Consider the following 21,038-nt stretch of genomic DNA (forward strand, 5'->3'; position numbering starts at 1 on the left):
AGCGAGATACCCGTTCGCTCCGGAACGTCAGGACAGAACGTCAGGAACAGAACCTCAGGACCGAACGTCAGGACCGAACCTCAGGACCGCAGCGCGCGCCGCAGCAGCTTGCCGGTGACGGTCTTGGGGATCTCGTCCATCAGCTCGACCTGGCGCGGGTACTTGTACGCCGACATCCGCTCCTTGCAGAACGCGATGAGCTCGTCCGGGTCGACCTCCTGCCCCGGGCGCACCGAGACGAACGCCTTCACCGTCTCGCCGCGGTACTCGTCGGGCACGCCGACGACGGCCGCCTCGCGGACCGCGGGGTGCTCGTAGAGCACGTCCTCGACCTCGCGGGGCCAGACCTTGTAGCCACCGGCGTTGATCTGGTCCTTCTTGCGGTCGACGACGTAGAACCAGCCCTGGTCGTCCATGTAGCCCACGTCGCCGGTCTTGAGCTCGACCGAGCCGTCGGGGGCCCGCAGGGCGTTCTGGGTCTCCTCGGGCTTGTTCCAGTAGCCCGGCACCACCTGCGGCCCGCGGGTGACGATCTCGCCCACCTCGCCGACGTCGGCGTCCGTGCCGTCGTCGCGCACGATGCGCACGACGGTGGAGAACACCGGCACACCGACCGAGAGCGCGCCCGACGCCGTGTCGACCGGTGCGTCGGCCTCGCGCGGCACGCCGTGCGAGGGCGAGCTCGTCTCGGTGAGCCCGTAGAAGTTGTGGATGTAGAGCCCGAACTGGTCGGAGAACGCCTTGATCGTCGACGGCGGGATCGGCGCGCCCCCGGAGTAGAGCCGGGTCATCGAGGCGAGGTCGTCGCGCTGCGCGCCCGGGGCGTTCATCAGCGCGATGAACACGGTGATCGAGCCGATCGAGAAGGTCGGCCGGTGCTCACGGATCGCGTCGAGCACCACCTGGGGCTCGAAGCGGTAGGCGAGCACGAGCGGGATCGGGACGAGCAGGGCGATCGCGAGGTGCCCGATGACGCCCGTGATGTGGAACAGCGGGGCGACGCCGAGCACGGAGTCCTCGGGGCCCAGCTGGATCCAGTCGCGGTAGGTGCGCGCGTTGAACACCACGTTGCGGTGGGTGTTCATCGCGCCCTTGGGCGGGCCGGTCGTCCCCGACGTGTAGCCGAGGAAGGCGACGTCGTCGAGGCCGAGCTCCACCGGCTCGGGCTTCCGGTCGCCGACGGCGGCGAGCACCTCGGTGAGGTCCTCGGTGCCCTCGTGGCGCACCCGTTCGACCGACGCGAACAGCCGGGGGTCGTGGCGCGTCTGGTACTCCAGCGGCGAGGTCGTCCACGCGATGCGCAGCGACGGGATCGTCGGGACGACCTCGGCGGCGACCTGGCCGAAGAGGTCCTCCTCGGCCAGCAGCGCGGTGGCCTCGCAGTCGCCGAGCAGCGTCGTCAGCTCGCGGGTCCGGCTCATCGGGTTGATGGAGACGACGATGCCGCCGGCCTTCCACGTCCCGATGACCGCGATCAGCACCTGCGGGATGTTCTGCAGGTAGGTCGCGAGGCGGTGGCCCTTCTCGAAGCCGCGGTCGGCGAGCGCCACCGCGAACTGGTCGGAGAGTCGGTCGAGCTCGCGCAGGGTCAGCGTGCCGTCGAAGTACCGGACGATCTCGGTGTCCGGGGAGCGCTCGAGCGACGCCGAGAACATCGCCAGCGCGTTGGGGTACTCCGGCTCGACGTCGTGCGGGTAGTCGTCCCGGTAGCGCGGCAGCCAGGGCCGTTCATCGTAGATCCCCATCAGCGGATCACCACCGGGTTGACCGGGGAGCCGGTCGCCTCGTGGATCTTCAGCGGGGCCGCGGTGTAGAGGAAGTCCCAGCGCCCGTCGGCGGCGCAGGCGTCGGCGAGGTCGTCCAGCCAGATGATCTCGGCGAGGCTGACCCCGAGGTTGCGCAGCAGCGATGCGTGCAGCGGCAGCAGCACCCCGGTCTCGGGGTTCGCGGTCACCTCGTTGGCGATGGTGTCGGTGACGAGGTTCGGGATCTCCTTGTTCTGGAACCACTCCACGAGCTCGCGCGAGTAGGTCAGCCCCGGCTCGATGAAGCCTTCGTAGAACTCCTCGGCCGGCGTCGCGTAGAAGTACTTCAGGAAACCCGTGCGCACGAGCAGGATGTCGCGGTCCTCGATCGTCGTGCCCTGCGTCGCGGCCGCGTCCTCGAGGTCGGTGTGGGTGAACGTCTCGCCCTTGTCCAGCCAGTCCTTGCCGCGGTGGCGCGCCATGTCGATCAGCACGCCGCGCCCGGCGACGCCCCGCTCCGCGATCGGCAGGATCGACGCCCAGCTCATGCCGCCGCCGTTGGTGGTGTCGGCCGAGCGCCCGTTCCAGAGCGTGTCGTCGTACCAGGCGTGGCCGAGCGCGTCGTACTGCGACGACCCCTGGAGGAAGATCTCCGCCTTGTCGTCGGTCGCGCGGATGCCGCCCGGGAAGCTCGGGCCGTTGCCCGACTCGAAGAGCTCCTGGTCCCACACCATCTCGCGCTTGATGCCCTCGCGGCCCGGGAAGACGGGATCGCCGTGCGGGTGGCCCATCGGGCACTGGAGCGTGAAGACCTGGCCGTCGCGCACGCTCGCCACGCCCCGGAGCACCTGGGCGGGGTCGAGGTAGTTCAGCGAGCCGACCTCGTCGTCGGAACCCCATTTCCCCCAGTTCTGAGGGGGGTCGTCGCCCAGCAGTTCCCGCATCGACGGGACGTCGGCCATGTGTCTTCTCCTCTTCGAGAACGCGGTCACCACGCGGGTGATCCGGACCACCGTGCCCCCTCGCCCGAGGCCGGGACAAGGGGCCAGCACATCGGCCGTCGAGATCGACGAGGGGCCGGGCGGGTCCCCCGTCCGTGATCGGCTCGTACGGTCCGCGGCGCTTCGACGAGGTTGCTGTGACGCACCACCTGGGGGACCGATGACGAACTCTCTGCTGCTGCCGGAGGAGACCGCCACCGCCGCCGGACACGGCCCGTGCCCGCTGCGCTGCCCGGACTGCCGGGCCACCCCGACCTTCGCCCCCACCCCCACCCAGCCCCTGCCCGGCGGGTGGTTCGGGGTCCTGCGCTGCGACTGCCACACCGACCCCGTGCTCGACTCGATCCCGATCCTGCGGCGCGGGCCGATCGACGTGCAGGACCACGTCACCGGACGCACCGAGATCGAGGGCCCCGACCACGACACGCTCGTGGCGATGCTGGAGGCCGACCGCGGCCTCGAGGCGCTGGTCGAGATGCTGACGTTCCCGCCGGCCGTGCCGTTCGGCCTAGCCCGGCGCCGGGGCCTGCGCCTGCCGTTCACGCGCGGTCCGTGGCCGCGCCTGGCCCGCGAGGCCCGCCGCGGCGAGGTGGCGGAGATGCTGGCCGACGTCGAGGCGCTGACGGCCCAGGACTGGATGGAGCTCTGCTACGCGCGCTCCTCCGAGCAGATCGCCGGGGACATCTTCCCGTACTTCTTCGCACGCTTCGGCCAGCCGCGCTACGTCGCCTCGATCGAGATGGCCCGCCACCTGCCGGTCGGCCGCGGCCCCGTGCTCGACCTCGCCTGCGGCTTCGGGCACCTCATGTACCACCTGGGCGCCCGCGACGAGGCCGTCGAGACGGTCGGGGTCGACCGCAACTTCTTCCAGCTCTGGGTCGGGCGCCGCTACGTCGCCCCCGACCAGCGGTTCGTGTGCGCCGACCGCGTCGACGCCCTGCCCTTCGCCGACGACGCCTTCGCGGCGTCCCTGTGCTCCGACGCCTTCCACCTCTTCGACGCCCAGCAGGGGGCCGCGGACGAGATGCGCCGGGTCGCCGCCGACGACACGATCATCCTCGACCGGCTCGGCAACCGGTTCCTCGAGCCGTTCGACAGCACCTTCGAGCGCTCCCCCGAGGGCTACGCCGACCTCGTCGGCGACGCCCCCGTGCGCCTGACGTCCGAGGACGAGCTGATCGGGGCCTACCGCGCCGGGCGCGGGCTGGACCTGACCCGGGAGCGCGACACCGCCGGGCTCGCCGAGCAGAAGTGGCTCTACCTCGTCAGCTCGCGCGACGAGCGGGTCTTCGCCGACACCGACGAGATCGCCGGCACGCCGCACGGCGCCGGGTCGCTGCGGGTCAACCCGATCTTCCGCGTGGACCGGATCGACGGGGACGACAGGGACGACGAGGCGGTGCACCTCGTCTTCGACTACCCCTCGGCCTGGTACGCCTTCGAGAACGCGGTCATGCGCACCTACACCTCCGCGGGCGAGCGCCTCGATCCCGACGCGTTCGAGGAGGTCGCGGCCGGGCGCCCCGTCCCGGAGACCCCGCGCCTGCTGCGCCGGTGGGTGGTGCTCGGCATGCCGCCGCGCTACGCCCGTCCGCCCGGCGCGCCGGGTGCGGTCGGCTCGGTCGCCCGCGGCCTCCTGCGCGGTGCCGTTCGGCGACTGCGCCATCGGCGGTGTTCCGATCGGGTGCAGTGATCGTCAGCCACGCTAAGGTTCGACCATGCGGCCGACGGTCGAGGAGCTCGGAGCGATCGAGTGGTTCCGTCGCCTGGCTCCGGGTCACCTCACCGCGGTCGCCCGCCTCTGCACGGTGGAGACGCTGGGCCGGGAGGCGGTGCTCTACAAGTCCGGTCACGCCCCGGACGCGTTCTTCGTGCTCCTGCAGGGGCGGGTCGGGGCGTGGCGGGGCGACCCGACCGACCCCGAGTCGATGCTCTACTTCGTCAGCGATCGCCGCTTCGAGAGCCTGTGCCTGGAGAACGTCGTCGCGGACATCCCGTACTACGCGACGATGCGCGCCCTGGTCGACGGCACGCGCGTGATGCGCATCCCCGCGTCCGTGCTGCCCGGGCTCCTCGAGGCCGACCGCGAGCTGGGCATCGCGATCGCCCGCCACATCGCCGAGCGTCTGCAGGCCTTCACCGAGCAGATGGCCGACCTCGGCTCCTTGCCCGTCACCCGCCGGGTGGCCAAGTTCCTGCTCGCCTCGCAGCAGGCCGGCTCCGACCTCATCGTCATCCCCCTGCGGCAGGCGGAGCTGGCCAGCCGGCTCGGGGCCGCCCGGCAGTCGGTGAACCAGGCGCTGGCGGCGATCGCGGCGCGCGACATCGTCGAGCCTGTCGGGCGCGGCGTCTACCACCTGCGGGACCGCCCCGCGCTCGTCGCGCTGGCCCGCGGCGAGCCCGCGCCCGGGCCTGGCTCACGGGCGCGCGGCGTGGTCGGATCGTCCCGTGCCCGCGACGCATGAGGTCTCCAACCAGGTGCCCGATCTCGTCGGCCACGACGTGGCGGCCGACCCGCCACTGCTCGAGGGCCTCGAGCGCGAGGGCGCCGGGTGGGCCCGCGACGACCTGCACGCCGTCGGCCGGCTCGCGGGCTCGGCCGTGGCGGCGGAGTGGGCCGACGCCGCGCACCGGAACGAGCCCCGCCTGCGCACCCACGACCGCGTCGGGCACCGCGTCGACGAGGTCGACTACGACCCGGGCTACCACGCGCTGCTGGCCGAGGCCGTCGGTCACGGCTTCGCCGGCGCACCCTGGGCCGACGAGCGCGCGGGCGCCCACGTCGCCCGCGCCGCGGGCTTCCTGACCTGGTCGCAGCTCGAGGCCGGGCACGGCTGCCCGATCTCGATGACCTACGCCGTGCTGCCCGCCCTGCGCGCCGCCCCCGAGCTGCTCGCGACCTACGGACCGGGCCTGACGAGCCGGACCCACGACCCCGGCCTGCGCGTGCCGTCCACCAAGCGGGGCCTGCTCGCGGGCATGGGCATGACCGAGAAGCAGGGCGGCTCGGACGTCCGGGCGAACACGACCCGGGCCGTCGCCACCTCGGACGGGACGTACCTGCTGACCGGCCACAAGTGGTTCACCAGCGCCCCGATGTGCGACCTGTTCCTGGTGCTCGCGCAGGCCGGCGGGGCGAGCGGAGCGACGGGAAGAGGCGGAGGAGCCGGGCTGACCTGCTTCCTCGTGCCCCGCGTGCTGCCCGACGGCACGCGCAACACGTTCCGCATCCAGCGGCTCAAGGACAAGCTCGGCAACCGCTCGAACGCGTCGAGCGAGCCCGAGTTCGAGGACACCGTCGCGTGGCGGGTGGGCGACGAGGGCCGGGGCGTGCGCACGATCATCGAGATGGTCGCCTGCACGCGGCTGGACAACGCGCTCGGCTCGGCCGCGGGCATGCGGGCGGCGGTGTCGCGGGCGGCGCACCACGCCCGGTACCGGTCGGCGTTCGGGCGGACGCTGCTCGAGCAGCCGCTGATGCGGGAGGTGCTCGCCGACCTGGCCCTCGAGTCCGAGGCCGCGGTGACGCTGGCCCTGCGGCTGGCCGGGGCCCAGGACCGGGCGCCGCGCGACGAGCACGAGGCCGCGTTCCGGCGGATCGGCGTGACGCTCGGGAAGTACTGGATCTGCAAGCGCCAGACCGCCGTGGTCGGCGAGGCCCTCGAGTGCCTCGGCGGCAACGGCTACGTCGAGGAGTCGGGGATGCCGCGGCTGTTCCGCGAGTCGCCGCTGAACTCGATCTGGGAGGGCTCGGGCAACGTCAACGCCCTCGACCTGCTGCGGATCCTCGCCCGCGAGCCGGCCTCGCTGGAGGCGTGGCGCGCCGAGGTGTCCGGCGTCGACGACCGGATCGACGCGGGCCGCAAGGAGGTCGAGGCCGACCTCGTCCACGCCGACGAGCGCGACGCCCGGCGCCTCACCGAGCGGATGGCGGTGCTGCTCTCGGGCGCGCTGCTCGTGCGCCACGCGCCGACGGCCGTCGCCGACGCCTACGTGTCCTCGCGCGTCGCCGGCGACCACGGCCAGGCGTTCGGCACACTCCCCCGCGGTGTCGACGTCGACGCCCTGCTCGCCCGCCTGCCCGACACCTCCAGGAGCGCCTGATGGATCTCATGCCCGGTGTGCGTGCCGCCGAGGTCGACGGGCGCATCCGCACCCACTACCTCGAGTCCGGCCCGTCCGACGGCGAGCCCGTGGTCCTCGTGCACGGCAACCTCTCGACCGGCCGGTTCTACGAGCACCTCATGCCCGGCGCGCCCGAGCGCTACCGGCTGCTGGCCCCGGACATGCGGTGTTTCGGGCGCAGCGAGGCCGCGCCGATCGACGCCACCCGCGGGCTCGGCGACTGGGCCGACGACCTCGAGGGGTTCCTCGACGCGCTCGGCATCGACCGCCCCGTGCACCTCGTCGGCTGGTCCACCGCGGGCGCCGCGATCGCCCTGGTCGCCCGGGCCCGGCGGGTCGCGTCGCTGACGTTCCTCGACCCGGTCTCGCCGTACGGGTTCGGGGGCGTGTTCCGCGACGGCCGGCCGTGCTGGCCCGACGTCGCGGGCTCCGGCGCCGGCGTGGCCAACCCCGAGTTCGTGCAGCGCCTGCGCGACGGCGACCGCTCCGAGGACAGCCCGCTCTCGCCGCGCAACGTCATGAACGCGACGTACTGGCGCGCCGGGCACCGCGAGCCGCCCGCGCGCGAGGAGGTGCTCCTCGACGAGATCCTGCTGACCACCATCTCCGACGACGGCTACCCGGGCGACGCCGTGCCATCGGAGAACTGGCCGGGCGTCGCGCCCGGGACCCGGGGCCTGCTCAACGCCCTGTCGCCGAAGTACTGCGACTGGTCGTGGCTGCCCACGCTCGCCGAGAAGCCGCCGGTGCTCTGGACCCACGGCGGTGCCGACGTCGTGGTCGCCGACAACTCGGCGCTCGAGCTCGGCACCCTCGGGGCGGGCGGCGTCGTGCCCGGCTGGCCCGGGGCCGACGTCTTCCCGCCGCAGCCGATGGTCACCCAGATCCGCGACGTCCTCGAGGCCTACCGCGCCGCCGGCGGCCGCGCCGAGATCGAGATCTTCGAGGAGTCCGGGCACGGCCCGCACGTCGACGACGCGCAGCGGTGGGCCGACACGTTCTTCAGCTTCCTGGACTCGGTGCGCTGACGCGCATGTGAGCACTTCGGGGTGCTGGAGCACTCCGAAGTGCTCACATGCGCGAAGCGCACCCGAGGAAGACGTCGACGGCGTGCTCGGCGGTGGCGGCGATCTCCGCGTCCGTCGGGGCCGCCGCCGGGACGTGGAACAGGCCGTGGTCCAGCGGGCGCCCGAGCACCAGGAACGCGAAGTCGTCGGCGGCGCGCCGCGGGTCGTCGACGGTGATCAGCCCGAGGTCGGCGAGCCGGGCGAACCCGTCGGCGAGGGCCGCCAGGACCATCGCCGGTGACCGCTCGTAGTAGGTGGCCGCGACCTCGGGGAAGCGGGCGGCCTCGCCGATCACCAGCCGGCGCAGGGCCAGGACCTGCGGGTCCATCACCGCGGCGAGGTAGCGCCGCGCCAGCGCGCGCAGCACCCGCGCCACGTCCCGCGCCTCGGAGACGTCGGCGAGGGACGCCGTGAGGTCGGCGGCGAAGGCCTCCGCGGTGGCGGCGACGCCGAGCACGATCTCGCGGAACAGGCTCTCCTTGTCCCCGAACCGGCTGTAGACCGTCTGCTTCGACACCGCGGCGGCCGCGGCGATCTGCTCGGTGCTCGTCGCCTGGTAGCCCTGCTGCAGGAAGAGCTCGGTCGCCGCGCGGACGATCACCTCGCGCTTCCCCGCGGTCATGTCGCCCTCCGTTCCGACGAAAACTGGACGGTACGGTACCAGGACCACTACCGTGCACCGGCATGACCGGTCCCTCGGGAAGCCCGCTGGTCGGGCGCGGTGACGCCGACCGCCACGCCGCGGTGACCCGCTCGCTGCTCGGGTACGGGGTGCTCGCGGGACCGTTCTACCTGGTCGTGGGCCTCGCGCAGGCCCTCACCCGCGACGGCTACGACCTCGCACGCCACGACCTCAGCCTGCTGGCGAACGGACCGTGGGGCTGGATCCAGATCGCGAACCTGGTCGTCACCGGGCTGATGACGATCGGCGCGGCGGTCGGGATGGGACGGGCGCTGCGCACCCTGGGCGGCGGTCCCGGCACGGTCTGGGGACCGCGTCTCGTCGCCGGCTACGGGATCGGGCTCGTGGGCGCCGGCGCGTTCGTCGCCGACCCGATGAACGGCTTCCCGCCCGGCACCCCCGACGGGCCGCCGGCCGTCGTCACGGTCGGCGGGATCGGCCACCTCGTGGTCGGGGGGCTCGGCTTCCTGTGCCTCGTCGCCGGCGCGCTGCTGCTCGGGCGCCACTTCGCCGGGCAGGGCCGGCCGGGGATGGCGTGGTTCTCCCGGGCCACCGGCGTCCTGTTCCTCGTCGCCTTCGCCGGCATCGCCAGCGGCTCGTCCTCGCCCGTCGTCGTGGTGGGGTTCTGGGCCGGCGTGGTCCTCGTGTGGGTCTGGCTCGCCGTGACGTCGGTCGACCTCTACCGGCGCACGCCGCTGCTGACCCCGGCGCGCTAGCCGAAGACCTGGTCCAGGCCCGTGAGCTTCAGGGCGCGGGCGGGCTGGCCGTGCGCGCCGCGCAGCACGAAGGTGGCGCCGACGTCGTGGGCGCGGGCCTGGGCGCCGAGCAGCACGCGCAGCCCGCAGGAGTCGCAGTAGGTGACCTCGGCGAGGTCGACGACCAGCCCGGCCGGGCGTCGTCCCCCGTCGAGCGCGGCGTCGACCGCCTCCTCGAGGCGGCCGTGGGAGTCGTAGTCGAGGTCGCCGCCGACGGAGACGACGGCCTGGCCGTCCGGGCCGTCGGTCCGCTCGGTCCGGATCGTCAGGTCGGCCATCACGCCACCGGCGTCGGCAGGCCGCCGTGCGCGCCGCGCAGCAGCGCCGCGGTGCGGGGCGAGTCGGCGAGGGCGGCGGCGAGGGCGTCGAGCACCGGGCCGACCTCGTCGAGCCGCAGGCCCGTCGGGATCGCCACCGACCCGACCCAGCGCACGAACCCGTCGAACAGCGACGGGTCGTCGACGAACACGGCGGCGGCCAGGAAGTCGACGAGGTGCCCGAGGTCGTCGGCGAGCTCGTCGGGCACGCCGTCACCGGGCCCGTCGACAGCGGGACGGACCGCGGCCGCCGCGTGCCGGACGAGCTCGGCGCGACGGGCGTGCAGCACGGCCTGCTCCTCGCGGGCGGCGCGGTCGACAGGGGTCCCGTCCGCGGGCTCCTCGGTGAACCAGGGCCCCTCCGGGTCGGCCGCGAGCATCGCGGCGGCGGCGCGGGCGTCGGGCGCCCAGCCGTCGGCGCCGACGGCCCGGGCCCAGCGGCCGTCCTCGCCGAACGCGGGGCCGCCGGCGAGCACGGGCGTGCCGGTGGCCCGGCAGGCCTCGACCATCCGGCGCGCCGCGGGCAGCCGCGAGGCCAGCGAGCTGGAGATGGCCACGACGTCCGGGCCCGCCCGGTGCACGTGGGTGGCGAGCTGCGCGGCGGGCACCGAGGCGCCGAGGAACTCCACCCGCCAGCCGTGCCGGGTGAGGACCTCGGCGAGCAGCCGCGCCGGCAGGCCGTGCCACTCGCCGTCGAGGCAGGCGACGGCGACGGTGTCCGAGCCGGTGGGCGGGGGCGCCGGGGCGTGCCGTGCGACGGCGGCGACCACGCGCTCGCTGATGTGGGTCGCCACGTGCTCCTGGACGACCGTCCACTCCCCCGCGGCCCAGCGCTCGCCGACCTCGCGCTGCGCCGCGGCGACGACGTCGAGCAGCACGACCTCGGGGTCGACGCCGGCGTCGAGCGCGTCGGCGGCCACCGCGATCGCGCCGGCCTCGTCGGAGACGGCGACGCGCTCGAGGTAGGCGACGCGCAAGGCGTCCGGGCTCGTCACGCGGGCGCCTGGATCGCCAGGAGGGCGACGTCGTCGTGGTCGTGCCCGTCGAGCCACTCCACGACGGTCTGCTCGAGGTGCTCGCACACCACCGCGGGGGGCGCGCCGGCGCAGGCGGGCAGGGTGGTGGCCAGGCGTTCCTCGCCGAAGAAATCGCCGGCGCCGCGCGCCTCGACCACCCCGTCGCTGTAGAGCAGGCAGGTGTCGCCGGGGCCGAGCAGCACCTCGGCCTCGCCGAAGCGGGCCTCGCGCAGGCCGCCCACGAGCATCCCGGCCACCGGCACCGTCTCGACGCTCCCGTCGGCGCGCAGCACCAGCGGCGGCGGGTGGCCGCCGGTGGCGAGCCGCAGCGCGACCGTGCCGTCCTCCTGCGGACGAGCGTCACCGAGCACCATCGTCGCGAAGCGCGGGCCCTCGTCACGGGTGGCGACGGCGTCGAGCAACGCGGTGTTGAGCAGCGGCAGCAGGCGGGCCGGGCGGTCCTCGAGCAGGCGCAGCGCGTGCCACGACTGGCGGACCCGGCCGGAGAGCACCGCGGCCTCGATGCCCTTGCCGCACACGTCGCCGAGCAGGAAGGCCGAGCGGCCCTCGGGCCCGCGCGGCCCCACGACCTCGTAGAAGTCGCCGCCGACGCGCAGCGTCTCGCGGGCCGGGCGGTAGGCGGCACCCCAGACGACGCCCTCGGTCTCGGGCAGGCGCGGGGCGGCCAGGCTCTCCTGGAGGACGGCGCCGAGGTGGGCCTGCTCCTCGTGCAGCGCCGCGGCCGCCAGGGCGGCACCGGCGCGCGCGACGTAGGAGGAGAGCAGGTCCTCCTCGGGATCGGTCGCGTCGTCGCCGGCCGCGCGGGGGCCGGCGAGCACCACGAGCGCGTCGACGACCCCGGTGACGGGCACCGGGCAGGCGCGTAGCGGCGCTCCCGAGCCCGGGGCGTCGAGACCGGTCAGCGTGGCGAGCTCCTCGGCGAGCCACGGGTCGACGTCGACGCCGCCGCCCTCGTCGGCCAGCGCCGCGGCGACGCGCGGGACCCGGGTCAGCTCGGACGCGGCGGTGTGCCCGAGGCGCGGTCGGCCACCACCGAGCTCGGTGGCCGCCCAGGTGACCTGGTCGTCGTGCCGCATCACGAGCACGGCCCCCGTGGCCAGGCGTGGCACGGCCAGGGCGACGACGCGGCGGGCCGTCCGGTCGAGGTGCAGGACGCCGTGCAGGGCCCGCCCGGCCTCGGCGAGGAACGCGGCGCGCTCCTGGGCGGCGAGCAGGGTGTCGGTGCGGGCGTGCTCGCCGGTGACGTCGCGCAGGAACCAGGTGGAGTCGCCCTCGCCGGGCTCGGGCGGCGGGGGCGGCGTGGGCCCGAGCACCGGGCCGCGGCGGCCGCGCACGTGGCGCTCGCCCTCGGGGTGGTCGACGACGGCCTCGAAGCTGCCCGTCCCCTGGCCCTCGCCGCGGACCGCGCGGGCGAGGACCTCGCAGCGGGCGACGTCGACGACCTCGCCGACGCGCAGGTCGGGCAGCAGGGCACGGGCGGCGGCGTTGGCGGCGCGCACGACGCCGGCGCGGTCGCAGACGACGACGCCCTCGTCGAGCCCGTCGATCAGGCCGGGGCCGACGGTGGTCGGCGGCGCGGGGGCCGGGGCCGTGGAGGGGGTGTCGTCCGCGGGGGTGCGCACGTCGGCGACACGGGTGGGGACGCCGTGACGTCCGTCCATCGCCGTCGCCTCCCTCCGTGACGGTCCCGAAAACCCTAATAGATGCCGATCACCACCGGCTTGGCCCACGCGCGACGGCACGACGAACCGTCGGCGAGGAGCGGACGAGCGGTGGGCGTACCCGAATCACCGGGACCGTCACCCGATCGCGCACGGCGACCGGCCGATGACGCGACGACGTCGCGCGGCGTCCGGTGTGATGCGCGGGCGCGCGGTGGGTACCGGCCCGCCATGAGCATCCACCTCGAGCAGGCCCAGAGCATCGTGTCCGCCGCGCTCGCCCACGCCCGGGCGCAGGGCTTCAAGCCGCTCACCGTCGTCGTGCTCGACCCCGGGGGCGCACCGGTGGCGCTCGGGCGCGAGGACGGGTCGGGGTTCCTGCGCCCCGACGTGGCGACGGCCAAGGCCTACGGGGTGCTCGGCCTGGGCATGGACAGCCGGGCGATCGCGGCGCGAGCGGCGGACTCGGCGGAGTTCTTCACCTCGGTCGCCTCGCTGACCGCCGGCAAGGTGTTCTCGGTGCCGGGCGGGGTGTTCATCCACGACGAGGCGGGCGAGCTGCTCGGCGCGGCCGGGGCCAGCGGCGACGCGTCCCTGGCCGACGAGGAGGCCGTCGTCGCCGGCATCCGCGCCGCGGGCCTGGTGCCCCGCACGGGCGCGGAGTAGCCCACGTGCGTGATCTTCTCAGCGATAGCTCAGAAGATCACGCACGTCAGGGTTCCAGCACCGTGCCGAGGTCGCGGGCCAGCGCGGCGTCGTGCACGTCGGCGGCGAGGGCGACGTCGAGGACGCCCATCCCGAACGGGTTGCTCAGCACGACGTCGGTGTCCTTCGCCCGCCCCGGGTGCCGTCCCGCGACGACGTCGGCGAGCGTCGCGTCGACGGTGCGCGCCCCCGGCGCCGACTCCCCCGGCCCGCACAGGGTGCCCTCGCGCAGCATCCGGCCGAACAGCCGGCGGTCGTCGGCGGCGATGAGGTTCCAGTCGTCGACGACGACCAGGTCGGCGCCGGTGGCGACCTCGGGCAGCACGTCGTCGAGGGACACGTGGGCGACGAGCGCGCCGGGCGCCAGCCAGTCGAGCGCGATGTAGCCGGTGGTGGTCGTGGTCGTGCAGACGACGAGCCCGGCGCCCTCGACGGCGGTGCGCGGGTCGTCGGCCACCTCCGCGCGCCGCAGGGCGGCCAGCGAGCGTGCGCGGGCGGGGTCCTGGTCGTAGACCACCACCGAGGCGTCCGGGTGGTCGACGCGCAGCAGGTCGAGGTGCGACTCGGCGATCGCGCCGCAGCCGAGCACCGCGATCCGGTCGAGGCCGGGCGCGGCGAGCCGACGCGCCGACAGCACCGTGTAGGCCGCCGTGCGGGTCGCCGAGATCCACGCCGCGGACAGCATCGCGATCGGCCGGGCGGTGTCCGGGTCGAACAGGAACGTCCAGCCCTGTGCACGGGGCAGCCCCCGCGACGGGTTGTCGAGGCTCGAGTTGATCACCTTGAGGCCCACGGCCGGCCGGTCGCCCCACACGGCGCCGGGCAGCGCGAGGCTGCGGGCGAAGGCGCCCGACGCCGTGTGCCACGGGAGGTAGGCCTCGTCGGGCAGCGTCGTCGCGCCGCGGGCGTGCAGGAGCAGCGTCGCCTCCACGCTCGCGACGGGGTCGACGTCCTCCGCCGCGGCCAGGACGTCGTCGTGGCGCAGCACGCGCAGGGCCGGTTCGGGGCTCGGGGTCGACACGACAGGCGATCCTCCTCGCCCGCCCCCGTCACGCACCAGTCCTGCCACGCACCGGCGCCCCACGCACCGACCCGTGAGCGACGTTCCCGGCCATCGCCGGGAACTTCGCTCACGTGCGCCGTTCGGCCCAACCCTGAGAGCGCCGTCCGGCCTCTTTCCGTCCGGACCCGGGCGAGTCGGGCACCGGACCGGGCACAGTGCGTCACGACTGCGGAGGAGGTGGCGAGGTCCGGTGACGGGCGGAGGCGGCGGGCTGCATCGCGGGCGCGTCACGGGCGGCCCCGGCACGGGCGCGCACTGGTGGGGCGGCCGGGGCCCGGCCGGCGGCGGCACCCACGCGGCGCGGGTCGGCGGCCGGCGGGGCGTGCTGCTGATCGCCCTGCTCGCGGTGCTGCTCCTGGGCGGGGTGGCCGCCGCGGTCGCGCTGACGCGGACGTCCAGCACGCCCTCCCCCACCGCGGCGTCGCCCGTCGCGCCGGCCCCCGGGCCGTCCACCACCTCCCGCGCCGCGGGGGCCCCCGACGTCGCGGTGCTCCAGCAGACGATCGACGAGGTCCTCGTCGCGACACCCCTGCGCTTCCCCGCCGACAGCGCCACGCCGAACGCCGGGGCGGACGACGTCGTCGACCGGCTCGCCGCCGTGCTGAAGGCGAGCCCCGGGCCGGCCGTGACCGTCGAGGGGCACACCGCCCCCACCGGGGAGGACAGCGGGGACGCGCAGGTGCTCTCGCAGCAGCGCGCGGAGGACATCGTGCACCGGCTGGAGGCGGCCGGTGTGCCCGCCGGGAGCCTCACCGCCGTCGGCGTCGGCCCCGCCGACCCGCTCGACTCGCTGGAGGCCAGCCGGCGGGTGGAGCTGCGGGTGGGGTAGGTCAGCCGGTCACGTCGGTGAGCCCGGCCCGCTGCCGGTACCCGTCGACGAACGACAGCAGCGCCGGCCCCCGCGGGCGACGCCCGGCCACGACGTCACAGGTGCCGGTCTTGGTGTCCATGATGTGGACGTTCGGGTCCAGCGAGATGCCGATGATCTCGTTGGCCGCGTCGCCGGTGACCAGGCCGTTCGGCCCCCAGTGCCACGGCAGGCCCACCTGGTGGATCGTCTCGCCGGCGATGCGTAGCGGCTTCATCCGCGCGGTGACCACCACCCGCGCCTCGATGGCGCTGCGCGCGGTGACGATCGTCGCCCACCCCGTGTGCTCCAGGCCGCGCTCGGCGGCCAGCGCCGGCGAGACCTCGACGAACATCTCCGGCGCCAGCTCCGCGAGGTACGGCGTCCACCGGCTCATCCCGCCCGCCGTGTGGTGCTCGGCGATGCGGAACGTCGTGAACGCGTACGGGAAGACCTCGGACCCCGGCTGGTGGTCCGAGGGGTTGTAGAGGTTGTCCGGCCGCTCGAAGCGCTCGCGGGCCGGGTTGGACCGCGTCTTCGGGTGCAGCGCGTTGCGCGTCGGGGCCTCCTCCGGCTCGTAGTGCACCGGCATCGGCCCGTCGGCCAGCCCCGTCGGGACGTAGAGCCACACGCGGCCGTCGGCCTGCATGATGAACGGCTCGTCGCCCCCGATCGCGTCCTGCGCCTCGGCACCTTCCGGCGGCCGGTACGACGGGGGCTTGTCCGCCTCGAAGTCGGGCACGTCGTGGCCCGTCCAGCGCTGCTGGTCCTCGTCCCACCAGACGTAGGCCTTGCGCTCGCTCCACGGCCGGCCCTCGGGGTCGGCCGAGGCCCGGTTGTAGAGCACGCGCCGGTTCATCGGCCACGCCCAGCCCCACTCCAGCGCGGCAGGACTCTCCCCGCCCGCGGGCACCCGCCGCGCCGCCTGGTTGACGCCGTCGGCGTACACCCCGGAGTAGATCCAGCAGCCGCACGACGTGGAGCCGTCGTCCTTGAGCGCGGTGTAGCCCGGGACGGGGTCGCCGTGCTCGTCGACGCCGCTGATCTCCTTGAGGATCGCGTGGGCGTCCGGGTCGCCGTGCGGGCCCTCGGTGGGGTAGTCCCAGGTCAGGTTCTTGATCGCCGCGTCCCGCGTCAGGCCCGAGTCGGCCAGCCGCGCGCGGATCCGACGGCCCAGCTCCCAGACGAACCAGAGGTCGCTGCGGCAGTCGCCCGGGGGTTCGACGGCCTTGTGCCGCCACTGCAGCAGGCGCTGGGTGTTGGTGAACGATCCGGCCTTCTCGACGTGCGTCGCGGCCGGGAGCAGGAACACCTCGGTGTCGATGTCCTCGGTGCGCAGCTCCCCGGTCTCGATCTCCGGCCCGTTCTTCCAGAACGTGGCCGTCTCGATCTCCTGGAGGTCGCGCACCACGAGCCACTTCAGCGCGGCGAGGCCCTGGCGCTGCTGCTTCGAGTTCGTCGTGCCCACGGCCGGGTTCTCGCCGAGCACGAAGTAGCCCTCGCACTGCCCGTCGATCATGTTGAGGACGGTGGTGAACGTGGAGTGGTCGCCGGAGATGCGCGGCATCCACTCGAAGCCGAAGTCGTTCTCCCGCGTCGCGGCGTCGCCGAACCACGCCTTGAGCAGGCTGACGACGTAGGCCGGCATGTTGCCCCAGAAGCCCTTGGTGGCCGAGTCCGCCGCCAGGTACTCGGCGAGGTGCATCTCCTTGTGCGCGTTCGGCATGGGGATGTAGCCGGGCAGCAGGTCGTAGAGCGTGGGGATGTCGGTGGAGCCCTGGATCGTGGCGTGGCCGCGCAGCGCCATGATCCCGCCGCCCGGGCGCCCGATGTTGCCCAGCAGCCCCTGCAGGATCGACGCGGCGCGGATGTACTGGACGCCGACGGTGTGCTGGGTCCAGCCCACCGAGTAGATCCACATCGTCGTGCGCTCGCGCCCGGAGTTCGCGCAGATCGCCTCGGCGACCTGCCGGAACTGGCCCGGGCTCATCCCGCAGACGCGGGAGACCATCTCCGGGGTGTAGCGGGCGAAGTGGCGGCGCAGCACCTGGTAGACGCACCGCGGGTGCTGCAGCGTGTCGTCGCGGTGGGGCTCGCCCGAGAAGGTCGCCCCGCCCGAGCCCGCGCCCTCCGACTGGCCGAGCAGGTGGGCGACGCGCTGGGTCTCCTGCGGGTCGGCCACCCGCGACCAGTCGTCGCGGTTGCCCGACGCGGCCGCGACCTCGGCACCCTCGTACTGCCAGGTCGAGGTGTCGTACGACCGCGTCTCCGGGTCCCAGCCGGAGAACAGGCCGTCGTCGTCACCGGCGTCGACGAAGTCCTCGCGCACCAGCATCGGCGCGTTGGTGTAGGCGACGACGTACTCGCGGAAGTCGCGCTCGTTCTCCAGGACATAGTTGATCAGCCCGCCGAGGAAGGCGATGTCGGTGCCGGGACGGATCGGGACGTGCGAGTCGGCGACCGCGCTGGTCCGCGTGAACCGCGGGTCGACGTGGATGATCTGCGCCCCACGGGCCTTGGCCTCCATCACCCACTGGAAGCCCACCGGGTGCGCCTCGGCCATGTTCGAGCCCTCGAGCACGACGCAGTCGGCCTGCGCGATGTCCTGCTGGGTGTTGGTGGCGCCGCCACGACCGAAGCTGGTCCCCAGACCGGGGACGGTGGAGCTGTGTCAAATGCGCGCCTGGTTCTCCACCTGGACGGCGCCGAGCGCGGTGTAGAGCTTCTTGAGGAGGTAGTTCTCCTCGTTGTCCAGCGTCGCGCCCCCGAGGTGCGCGAGCCCCAGGGTGCGGTTGAGGACGCGGCCCTCGTCGTCGGTGTCCTGCCACGTCCGGGACCGGGTGTCGACGACGCGGTCGGCGATCATGTCCATGGCCGTGTCGAGGTCGAGGTCCTCCCAGTCGGTCCCTCCCGGCCGCCGGTAGCGCACCTTCGTGATGCGCGACGGCGAGGTCACCAGCGACAGGCTCGACGACCCCCGGGGGCAGAGCCGGCCGCGGCTGATCGGCGAGTCGGGGTCGCCCTCGATGTGGGTGACCCGGCCGCCCTTGGCGTAGATCTTCTGCCCGCAGCCGACGGCGCAGAACGGACACACCGAGCGCGTGACGGAGTCGGCCTCGGTCGTGCGCGCGTGCCACTCGTCGGCCGAGTTGGACTCCACCGCGGCACCGCGGCCGAGCGGGTCCGGGCCGGTCAGCTGACGGAACAACGGCCAGGAGCGCACGAGGTCGGCAGCACGACGGGGCAGGCTCACGGCGCCTCCGGGAAGAACGGTCCGGCTGGTGGGCGCCGGCTGTCGCGTGAACCGGTGCGACCACCGTGTCACCGCCGACGGGGACCCGCAAATGCACCGACGGGGTTTGTCGATCCCTCGTATCACCCACCTCCTAGGCCGACACGTCGGGGACCACCCCGCCGGACACACCGGAGGCAGGCGCGATGAGCCAGGAGACGAGCCAGGACACGAGCAACCAGGCCGAGGACACCGAGGACCAGCAGGAGGACCAGCAGAACCAGCAGGACCAGCAGGACCCCGACGCGGGTCACGAGGGCCAGCCCATCACCCTGACGCTCGGGAACCAGGAGCTCGTGCTGCGGCAGCGCTTCGAGCTGCTCAGCATCATCAACGACATCGGGATCTTCATCTTCTTCACCGTCGGCAGCATCGCCTTCTACTGGCACGAGCTCTTCAACGTCGGCGTCACGCTGTTCGTCATCGGCAGCGCCCAGCTCGGCATCCGGCCGCTGATCCGGCTCGCCCGGCGCATCCAGCTCCAGAGCCTCACCCGGGGCACGCCGAACGAGGTGGCACGGGACTTCTGACCGGCGTTACCGGCGCACCCGTGGACGGGTACGCCAGAGGCCCCGAGTTGAGCGAGCAGCCCGGAGCACATCCACGTTCCTGGAGGTTCACATGGCCACCGGAGAGACCGGCTTCGACGACGTCAACTTCGACCTCGTGTCGGTGCAGTACCACGCCCTCAAGGCCGGGCACGACTACGGGCAGTACGTCCGCGACGCGGAGAACGCCGGCCTGGACGAGGTCGCCGACTTCTTCCGTCAGGTGATGAGCCAGGACTCCGATCGCGCGCACCAGTGCCACCGGTTCCTCGCCCAGCTCACCTCGAAGACCTCGAGCTGACCGACGACGTGCGTGGTCTTCCCGGTCACGACCGGGAAGACCACGCACGTGGGTCAGCGGCGCGGGATCTCGTCGTCGAGCTCGTGGTGGCGGACGGCGGCACGGCGGTCGAGCGTGGTCAGCAGGCGCTGCCACCAGGGCTGCTCGGGGAGCGTGTGACCCGGCTCGGGCGGCGCCTCCCCCGGCGTCGGCAGCAGGCGGTCGAGCAGGCCGAGCGCCCGCTGGGTCAGGCCCGGGGCGATCCCGTGCACCCGGAGCCCGACCTTCGCCGCCGGCGTCAGCACGACCTCGGCGCGCCCGGCGAGCCCGCCCGCGACGATCCGGCGTGCCGCCGCCCCGGCGTCCATCGACAGCAGCGGCAGCGACGCCAGCGCCGTGAACCACCGCAGCTCCGCCTCGCGGTCGCCCCCGACGAGCGCGTTGCGGGTCGACCCGGTGCGCATCAGCCCGGGCACCACCGTCGTCACGGTGATGTCGTCGCGCCCGGCCTCGGTGCGCAGCGACTCCGCGAACCCGACCGTCGCGAACTTCGCCGCCGTGTACGGCAGCAGCCGCGGCGTGGGGATCTTCCCGCCGATCGAGGTGATCACCACGATCCGCCCGCCGCCACGGCGGCGCAGGATCGGCAGCGCCGCCATCACGGGGTGGACGGCGCTCCAGAAGATGGCGTCGTGGGCGGTGGCGATGTCGCCCGCGTCCAGGGCGCGCAGCGGCGCGACCTGGATGATGCCGGCGTTCGCCACCACGACGTCGAGGCGCCCGAAGCGCTGCGCGGCGGTCTCGACGACGGCCTCGGCGCCGGGTCGCGACGACAGGTCCGCCGGCAGGGCGAGCACCGTCGCCCCCGTGGCCTCGAGGTCGGGCCGCGCCGCCTCGAGCCCGTCGGCGGAGCGGGCGACGACGGCGAGGTCGTGGCCCCGCCGGCCCAGCTCCTGCGCCACGAGGAAGCCGAGCCCCCGGCTCGCTCCGAGGACGAGCGCCACCGGACGCCCCTGATCTGCGGAAGGCTGCACGTGGGCGGCTACCCGCCTCCCCGACGTGGCTACCGACACCGCGAGGACGGTTTGCGCGGCGTCCGACCGGATAGCCCTGACGCAACGGGTTGAGCAGCTCAGCCCCGTCCGGCGGTCCGTCCGCCACCCCTCGTCACGACACCCGCGGTGGTCCCGCGGCGCTCTGACGTTTCCCGACCCGAGGGAGTCCTCATGAGCACTCGCAACACCGTCCTCCACGCCATGCACGACGTCGGCCTCGCGGCCTGGTTCGGCGGCTCGCTGTTCGGCCTCGCCGGCCTCAACGCCGCGGCCGAGGAGTCGGGCGACCGCCGCACCGCCGACCGCGTCTCCAGCATCGGCTGGGCCAAGTGGAGCCCGGTGAACGCCCTGGCCATCGGCGCGCACGTCGTCGGCGGCGCCGGCCTGCTCGCGGAGAACCGCAAGCGGGCCGTGGCGCAGAAGGGCCACACGGGCACCGTCAACGCCAAGCTGGCGCTGACCGCGGCCGCCCTCGCCGCCTCGGCCTACACGCGCCTCGTCGGCAAGAAGGTCGAGGACGCCGTGATCCACCAGTCGAACGGCGTCTCGTCGTCGACCACCTCGCCGGTGCCCTCGGACACCGCCAAGCAGGGTGGGGCGAGCGACGCGACCGAGGCCGTCCGCGAGGCCGACAAGCGCATCGGCCAGTCCGTCAGCGCCGCGGCCGAGTCGCTGCCCGTCGACGTCGCCCGCGCCAACCGGCAGCTGCACGCCCTGCAGTACGCGATCCCCGCGCTCACCGGCGCGATCGTCGTGCTCTCCGCGCAGGCCAGCGAGCAGCAGCGTCCCGGCGACCAGATCCGCGGCATCGCCCGCCGGGCGACCGAGGCCGTCAGCAACGCCGTCGCCGCCTGACCC

19 protein-coding genes are annotated in these 21,038 nt (G+C 74.2%); 10 read left to right on the forward strand and 9 right to left on the reverse strand.

Annotated elements, in window-relative coordinates; genetic code table 11:
• Positions 1-80: 80 nt before the first annotated feature.
• Complete coding sequence (locus PH191_RS15975; protein ID WP_274195609.1) at positions 81-1,745, reverse strand: class I adenylate-forming enzyme family protein; 1,665 nt, start codon at positions 1,743-1,745, stop codon at positions 81-83.
• On the reverse strand, positions 1,745-2,707 hold the full coding sequence (locus PH191_RS15980; protein WP_274195610.1) for a cyclase family protein: 963 nt from the start codon (positions 2,705-2,707) through the stop codon (positions 1,745-1,747). Before PH191_RS15980 ends, PH191_RS15975 begins: the two co-directional genes overlap by 1 nt.
• A gap of 199 nt (positions 2,708-2,906) precedes the next feature.
• On the opposite strand from PH191_RS15980, the gene PH191_RS15985 reads away from it, so the two are divergent.
• From PH191_RS15985 to PH191_RS16000, 4 genes are read left to right on the forward strand one after another with little or no spacing between them, the layout of a single operon-like run.
• Complete coding sequence (locus PH191_RS15985; RefSeq protein WP_274195611.1) at positions 2,907-4,439, forward strand: class I SAM-dependent methyltransferase; 1,533 nt, start codon at positions 2,907-2,909, stop codon at positions 4,437-4,439.
• Positions 4,440-4,464: 25 nt separating this feature from the next.
• Complete coding sequence (locus PH191_RS15990; protein WP_274195612.1) at positions 4,465-5,211, forward strand: Crp/Fnr family transcriptional regulator; 747 nt, start codon at positions 4,465-4,467, stop codon at positions 5,209-5,211.
• On the forward strand, positions 5,195-6,850 hold the full coding sequence (locus PH191_RS15995) for an acyl-CoA dehydrogenase family protein (RefSeq protein ID WP_274195613.1): 1,656 nt from the start codon (positions 5,195-5,197) through the stop codon (positions 6,848-6,850). Before PH191_RS15990 ends, PH191_RS15995 begins: the two co-directional genes overlap by 17 nt.
• Positions 6,850-7,899 (forward strand): alpha/beta fold hydrolase, encoded by a 1,050-nt coding sequence (locus PH191_RS16000; protein WP_274195614.1) that lies wholly within the window; start codon positions 6,850-6,852, stop codon positions 7,897-7,899. The genes PH191_RS15995 and PH191_RS16000 overlap by 1 nt, the downstream gene beginning before the upstream one ends.
• A gap of 43 nt (positions 7,900-7,942) precedes the next feature.
• Here the strand turns inward: PH191_RS16000 and PH191_RS16005 are convergent, their stop codons facing one another.
• The gene (locus PH191_RS16005) at positions 7,943-8,560 is read right to left on the reverse strand and encodes a TetR/AcrR family transcriptional regulator (protein WP_274195615.1); all 618 of its coding nucleotides are present in this window, start codon (positions 8,558-8,560) and stop codon (positions 7,943-7,945) included.
• 62 nt (positions 8,561-8,622) lie between these two features.
• On the opposite strand from PH191_RS16005, the gene PH191_RS16010 reads away from it, so the two are divergent.
• On the forward strand, positions 8,623-9,336 hold the full coding sequence (locus tag PH191_RS16010) for a DUF998 domain-containing protein (RefSeq protein ID WP_274195616.1): 714 nt from the start codon (positions 8,623-8,625) through the stop codon (positions 9,334-9,336).
• Here the strand turns inward: PH191_RS16010 and PH191_RS16015 are convergent.
• The 3 genes from PH191_RS16015 to PH191_RS16025 are packed head-to-tail and all read right to left on the reverse strand — an operon-like array spanning position 9,333 to position 12,390.
• Positions 9,333-9,653 (reverse strand): STAS domain-containing protein, encoded by a 321-nt coding sequence (locus PH191_RS16015; RefSeq protein ID WP_274195617.1) that lies wholly within the window; start codon positions 9,651-9,653, stop codon positions 9,333-9,335. The two genes, PH191_RS16010 and PH191_RS16015, sit on opposite strands and share 4 nt — an antisense overlap.
• Positions 9,653-10,687, reverse strand: a complete 1,035-nt coding sequence (locus PH191_RS16020; protein WP_274195618.1) for a cobalamin B12-binding domain-containing protein — start codon at positions 10,685-10,687, stop codon at positions 9,653-9,655. Before PH191_RS16020 ends, PH191_RS16015 begins: the two co-directional genes overlap by 1 nt.
• The gene (locus tag PH191_RS16025) at positions 10,684-12,390 is read right to left on the reverse strand and encodes a PP2C family protein-serine/threonine phosphatase (RefSeq protein ID WP_274195619.1); all 1,707 of its coding nucleotides are present in this window, start codon (positions 12,388-12,390) and stop codon (positions 10,684-10,686) included. The genes PH191_RS16020 and PH191_RS16025 overlap by 4 nt, the downstream gene beginning before the upstream one ends.
• Positions 12,391-12,621: 231 nt before the next feature.
• On the opposite strand from PH191_RS16025, the gene PH191_RS16030 reads away from it, so the two are divergent.
• The gene (locus PH191_RS16030) at positions 12,622-13,056 is read left to right on the forward strand and encodes a GlcG/HbpS family heme-binding protein (RefSeq protein WP_274195620.1); all 435 of its coding nucleotides are present in this window, start codon (positions 12,622-12,624) and stop codon (positions 13,054-13,056) included.
• A gap of 46 nt (positions 13,057-13,102) precedes the next feature.
• On the opposite strand, the gene PH191_RS16035 is transcribed toward PH191_RS16030, so the two are convergent.
• Positions 13,103-14,116: an ornithine cyclodeaminase gene (locus PH191_RS16035; protein WP_274195621.1), complete on the reverse strand. Its 1,014-nt coding sequence runs from the start codon at positions 14,114-14,116 to the stop codon at positions 13,103-13,105.
• Positions 14,117-14,348: 232 nt separating this feature from the next.
• On the opposite strand from PH191_RS16035, the gene PH191_RS16040 reads away from it, so the two are divergent.
• Positions 14,349-14,987, forward strand: coding sequence for an OmpA family protein (locus tag PH191_RS16040; protein ID WP_274195622.1), 639 nt, complete (start codon positions 14,349-14,351; stop codon positions 14,985-14,987).
• A 1-nt stretch (position 14,988) separates the two neighbouring features.
• On the opposite strand, the gene fdh is transcribed toward PH191_RS16040, so the two are convergent.
• Entirely contained in the window at positions 14,989-18,252 is a 3,264-nt protein-coding gene (fdh, locus tag PH191_RS16045; RefSeq protein WP_420791815.1) for a formate dehydrogenase, read from the reverse strand.
• A gap of 191 nt (positions 18,253-18,443) precedes the next feature.
• Here fdh and PH191_RS16050 point away from each other — a divergent pair, with 191 nt between their 5' ends.
• Both PH191_RS16050 and PH191_RS16055 read left to right on the forward strand, forming a co-directional pair.
• Complete coding sequence (locus tag PH191_RS16050) at positions 18,444-18,827, forward strand: YrhK family protein (RefSeq protein WP_274195623.1); 384 nt, start codon at positions 18,444-18,446, stop codon at positions 18,825-18,827.
• A gap of 91 nt (positions 18,828-18,918) precedes the next feature.
• Positions 18,919-19,146 carry an acyl carrier protein gene (locus PH191_RS16055; RefSeq protein ID WP_274195624.1) on the forward strand — a complete coding sequence of 76 codons (228 nt, stop codon included), beginning with the start codon at positions 18,919-18,921 and terminating at the stop codon, positions 19,144-19,146.
• Positions 19,147-19,199: 53 nt separating this feature from the next.
• Here PH191_RS16055 and PH191_RS16060 read toward each other — a convergent pair whose 3' ends face one another.
• A complete protein-coding gene (locus PH191_RS16060; protein ID WP_274195625.1) occupies positions 19,200-20,129 on the reverse strand; it encodes an SDR family NAD(P)-dependent oxidoreductase in 930 nt (309 codons plus the stop codon).
• 222 nt (positions 20,130-20,351) lie between these two features.
• On the opposite strand from PH191_RS16060, the gene PH191_RS16065 reads away from it, so the two are divergent.
• Positions 20,352-21,035 carry a hypothetical protein gene (locus PH191_RS16065; RefSeq protein ID WP_274195626.1) on the forward strand — a complete coding sequence of 228 codons (684 nt, stop codon included), beginning with the start codon at positions 20,352-20,354 and terminating at the stop codon, positions 21,033-21,035.
• Positions 21,036-21,038: the final 3 nt, after the last annotated feature.

Source organism: Actinomycetospora callitridis, assembly GCF_028737265.1.
Classification (GTDB): domain Bacteria; phylum Actinomycetota; class Actinomycetes; order Mycobacteriales; family Pseudonocardiaceae; genus Actinomycetospora; species Actinomycetospora callitridis.

Excerpts from the sequence above, each read along its gene's own strand:
- PH191_RS15990 (WP_274195612.1), top strand. The coding sequence starts at position 4,465 with ATGCGGCCGACGGTCGAGGAGCTCGGAGCGATCGAGTGGTTCCGTCGC.
- PH191_RS15980 (WP_274195610.1), bottom strand. The coding sequence starts at position 2,707 with ATGGCCGACGTCCCGTCGATGCGGGAACTGCTGGGCGACGACCCCCCT.
- PH191_RS15985 (WP_274195611.1), top strand. The coding sequence starts at position 2,907 with ATGACGAACTCTCTGCTGCTGCCGGAGGAGACCGCCACCGCCGCCGGA.
- PH191_RS16015 (WP_274195617.1), bottom strand. The coding sequence starts at position 9,653 with ATGGCCGACCTGACGATCCGGACCGAGCGGACCGACGGCCCGGACGGC.
- PH191_RS16030 (WP_274195620.1), top strand. The coding sequence starts at position 12,622 with ATGAGCATCCACCTCGAGCAGGCCCAGAGCATCGTGTCCGCCGCGCTC.
- PH191_RS15975 (WP_274195609.1), bottom strand. The coding sequence starts at position 1,745 with ATGGGGATCTACGATGAACGGCCCTGGCTGCCGCGCTACCGGGACGAC.
- PH191_RS16055 (WP_274195624.1), top strand. The coding sequence starts at position 18,919 with ATGGCCACCGGAGAGACCGGCTTCGACGACGTCAACTTCGACCTCGTG.
- PH191_RS16050 (WP_274195623.1), top strand. The coding sequence starts at position 18,444 with ATGAGCCAGGAGACGAGCCAGGACACGAGCAACCAGGCCGAGGACACC.
- PH191_RS16005 (WP_274195615.1), bottom strand. The coding sequence starts at position 8,560 with ATGACCGCGGGGAAGCGCGAGGTGATCGTCCGCGCGGCGACCGAGCTC.
- PH191_RS16065 (WP_274195626.1), top strand. The coding sequence starts at position 20,352 with ATGAGCACTCGCAACACCGTCCTCCACGCCATGCACGACGTCGGCCTC.
- PH191_RS16010 (WP_274195616.1), top strand. The coding sequence starts at position 8,623 with ATGACCGGTCCCTCGGGAAGCCCGCTGGTCGGGCGCGGTGACGCCGAC.
- PH191_RS16025 (WP_274195619.1), bottom strand. The coding sequence starts at position 12,390 with ATGGACGGACGTCACGGCGTCCCCACCCGTGTCGCCGACGTGCGCACC.
- PH191_RS16000 (WP_274195614.1), top strand. The coding sequence starts at position 6,850 with ATGGATCTCATGCCCGGTGTGCGTGCCGCCGAGGTCGACGGGCGCATC.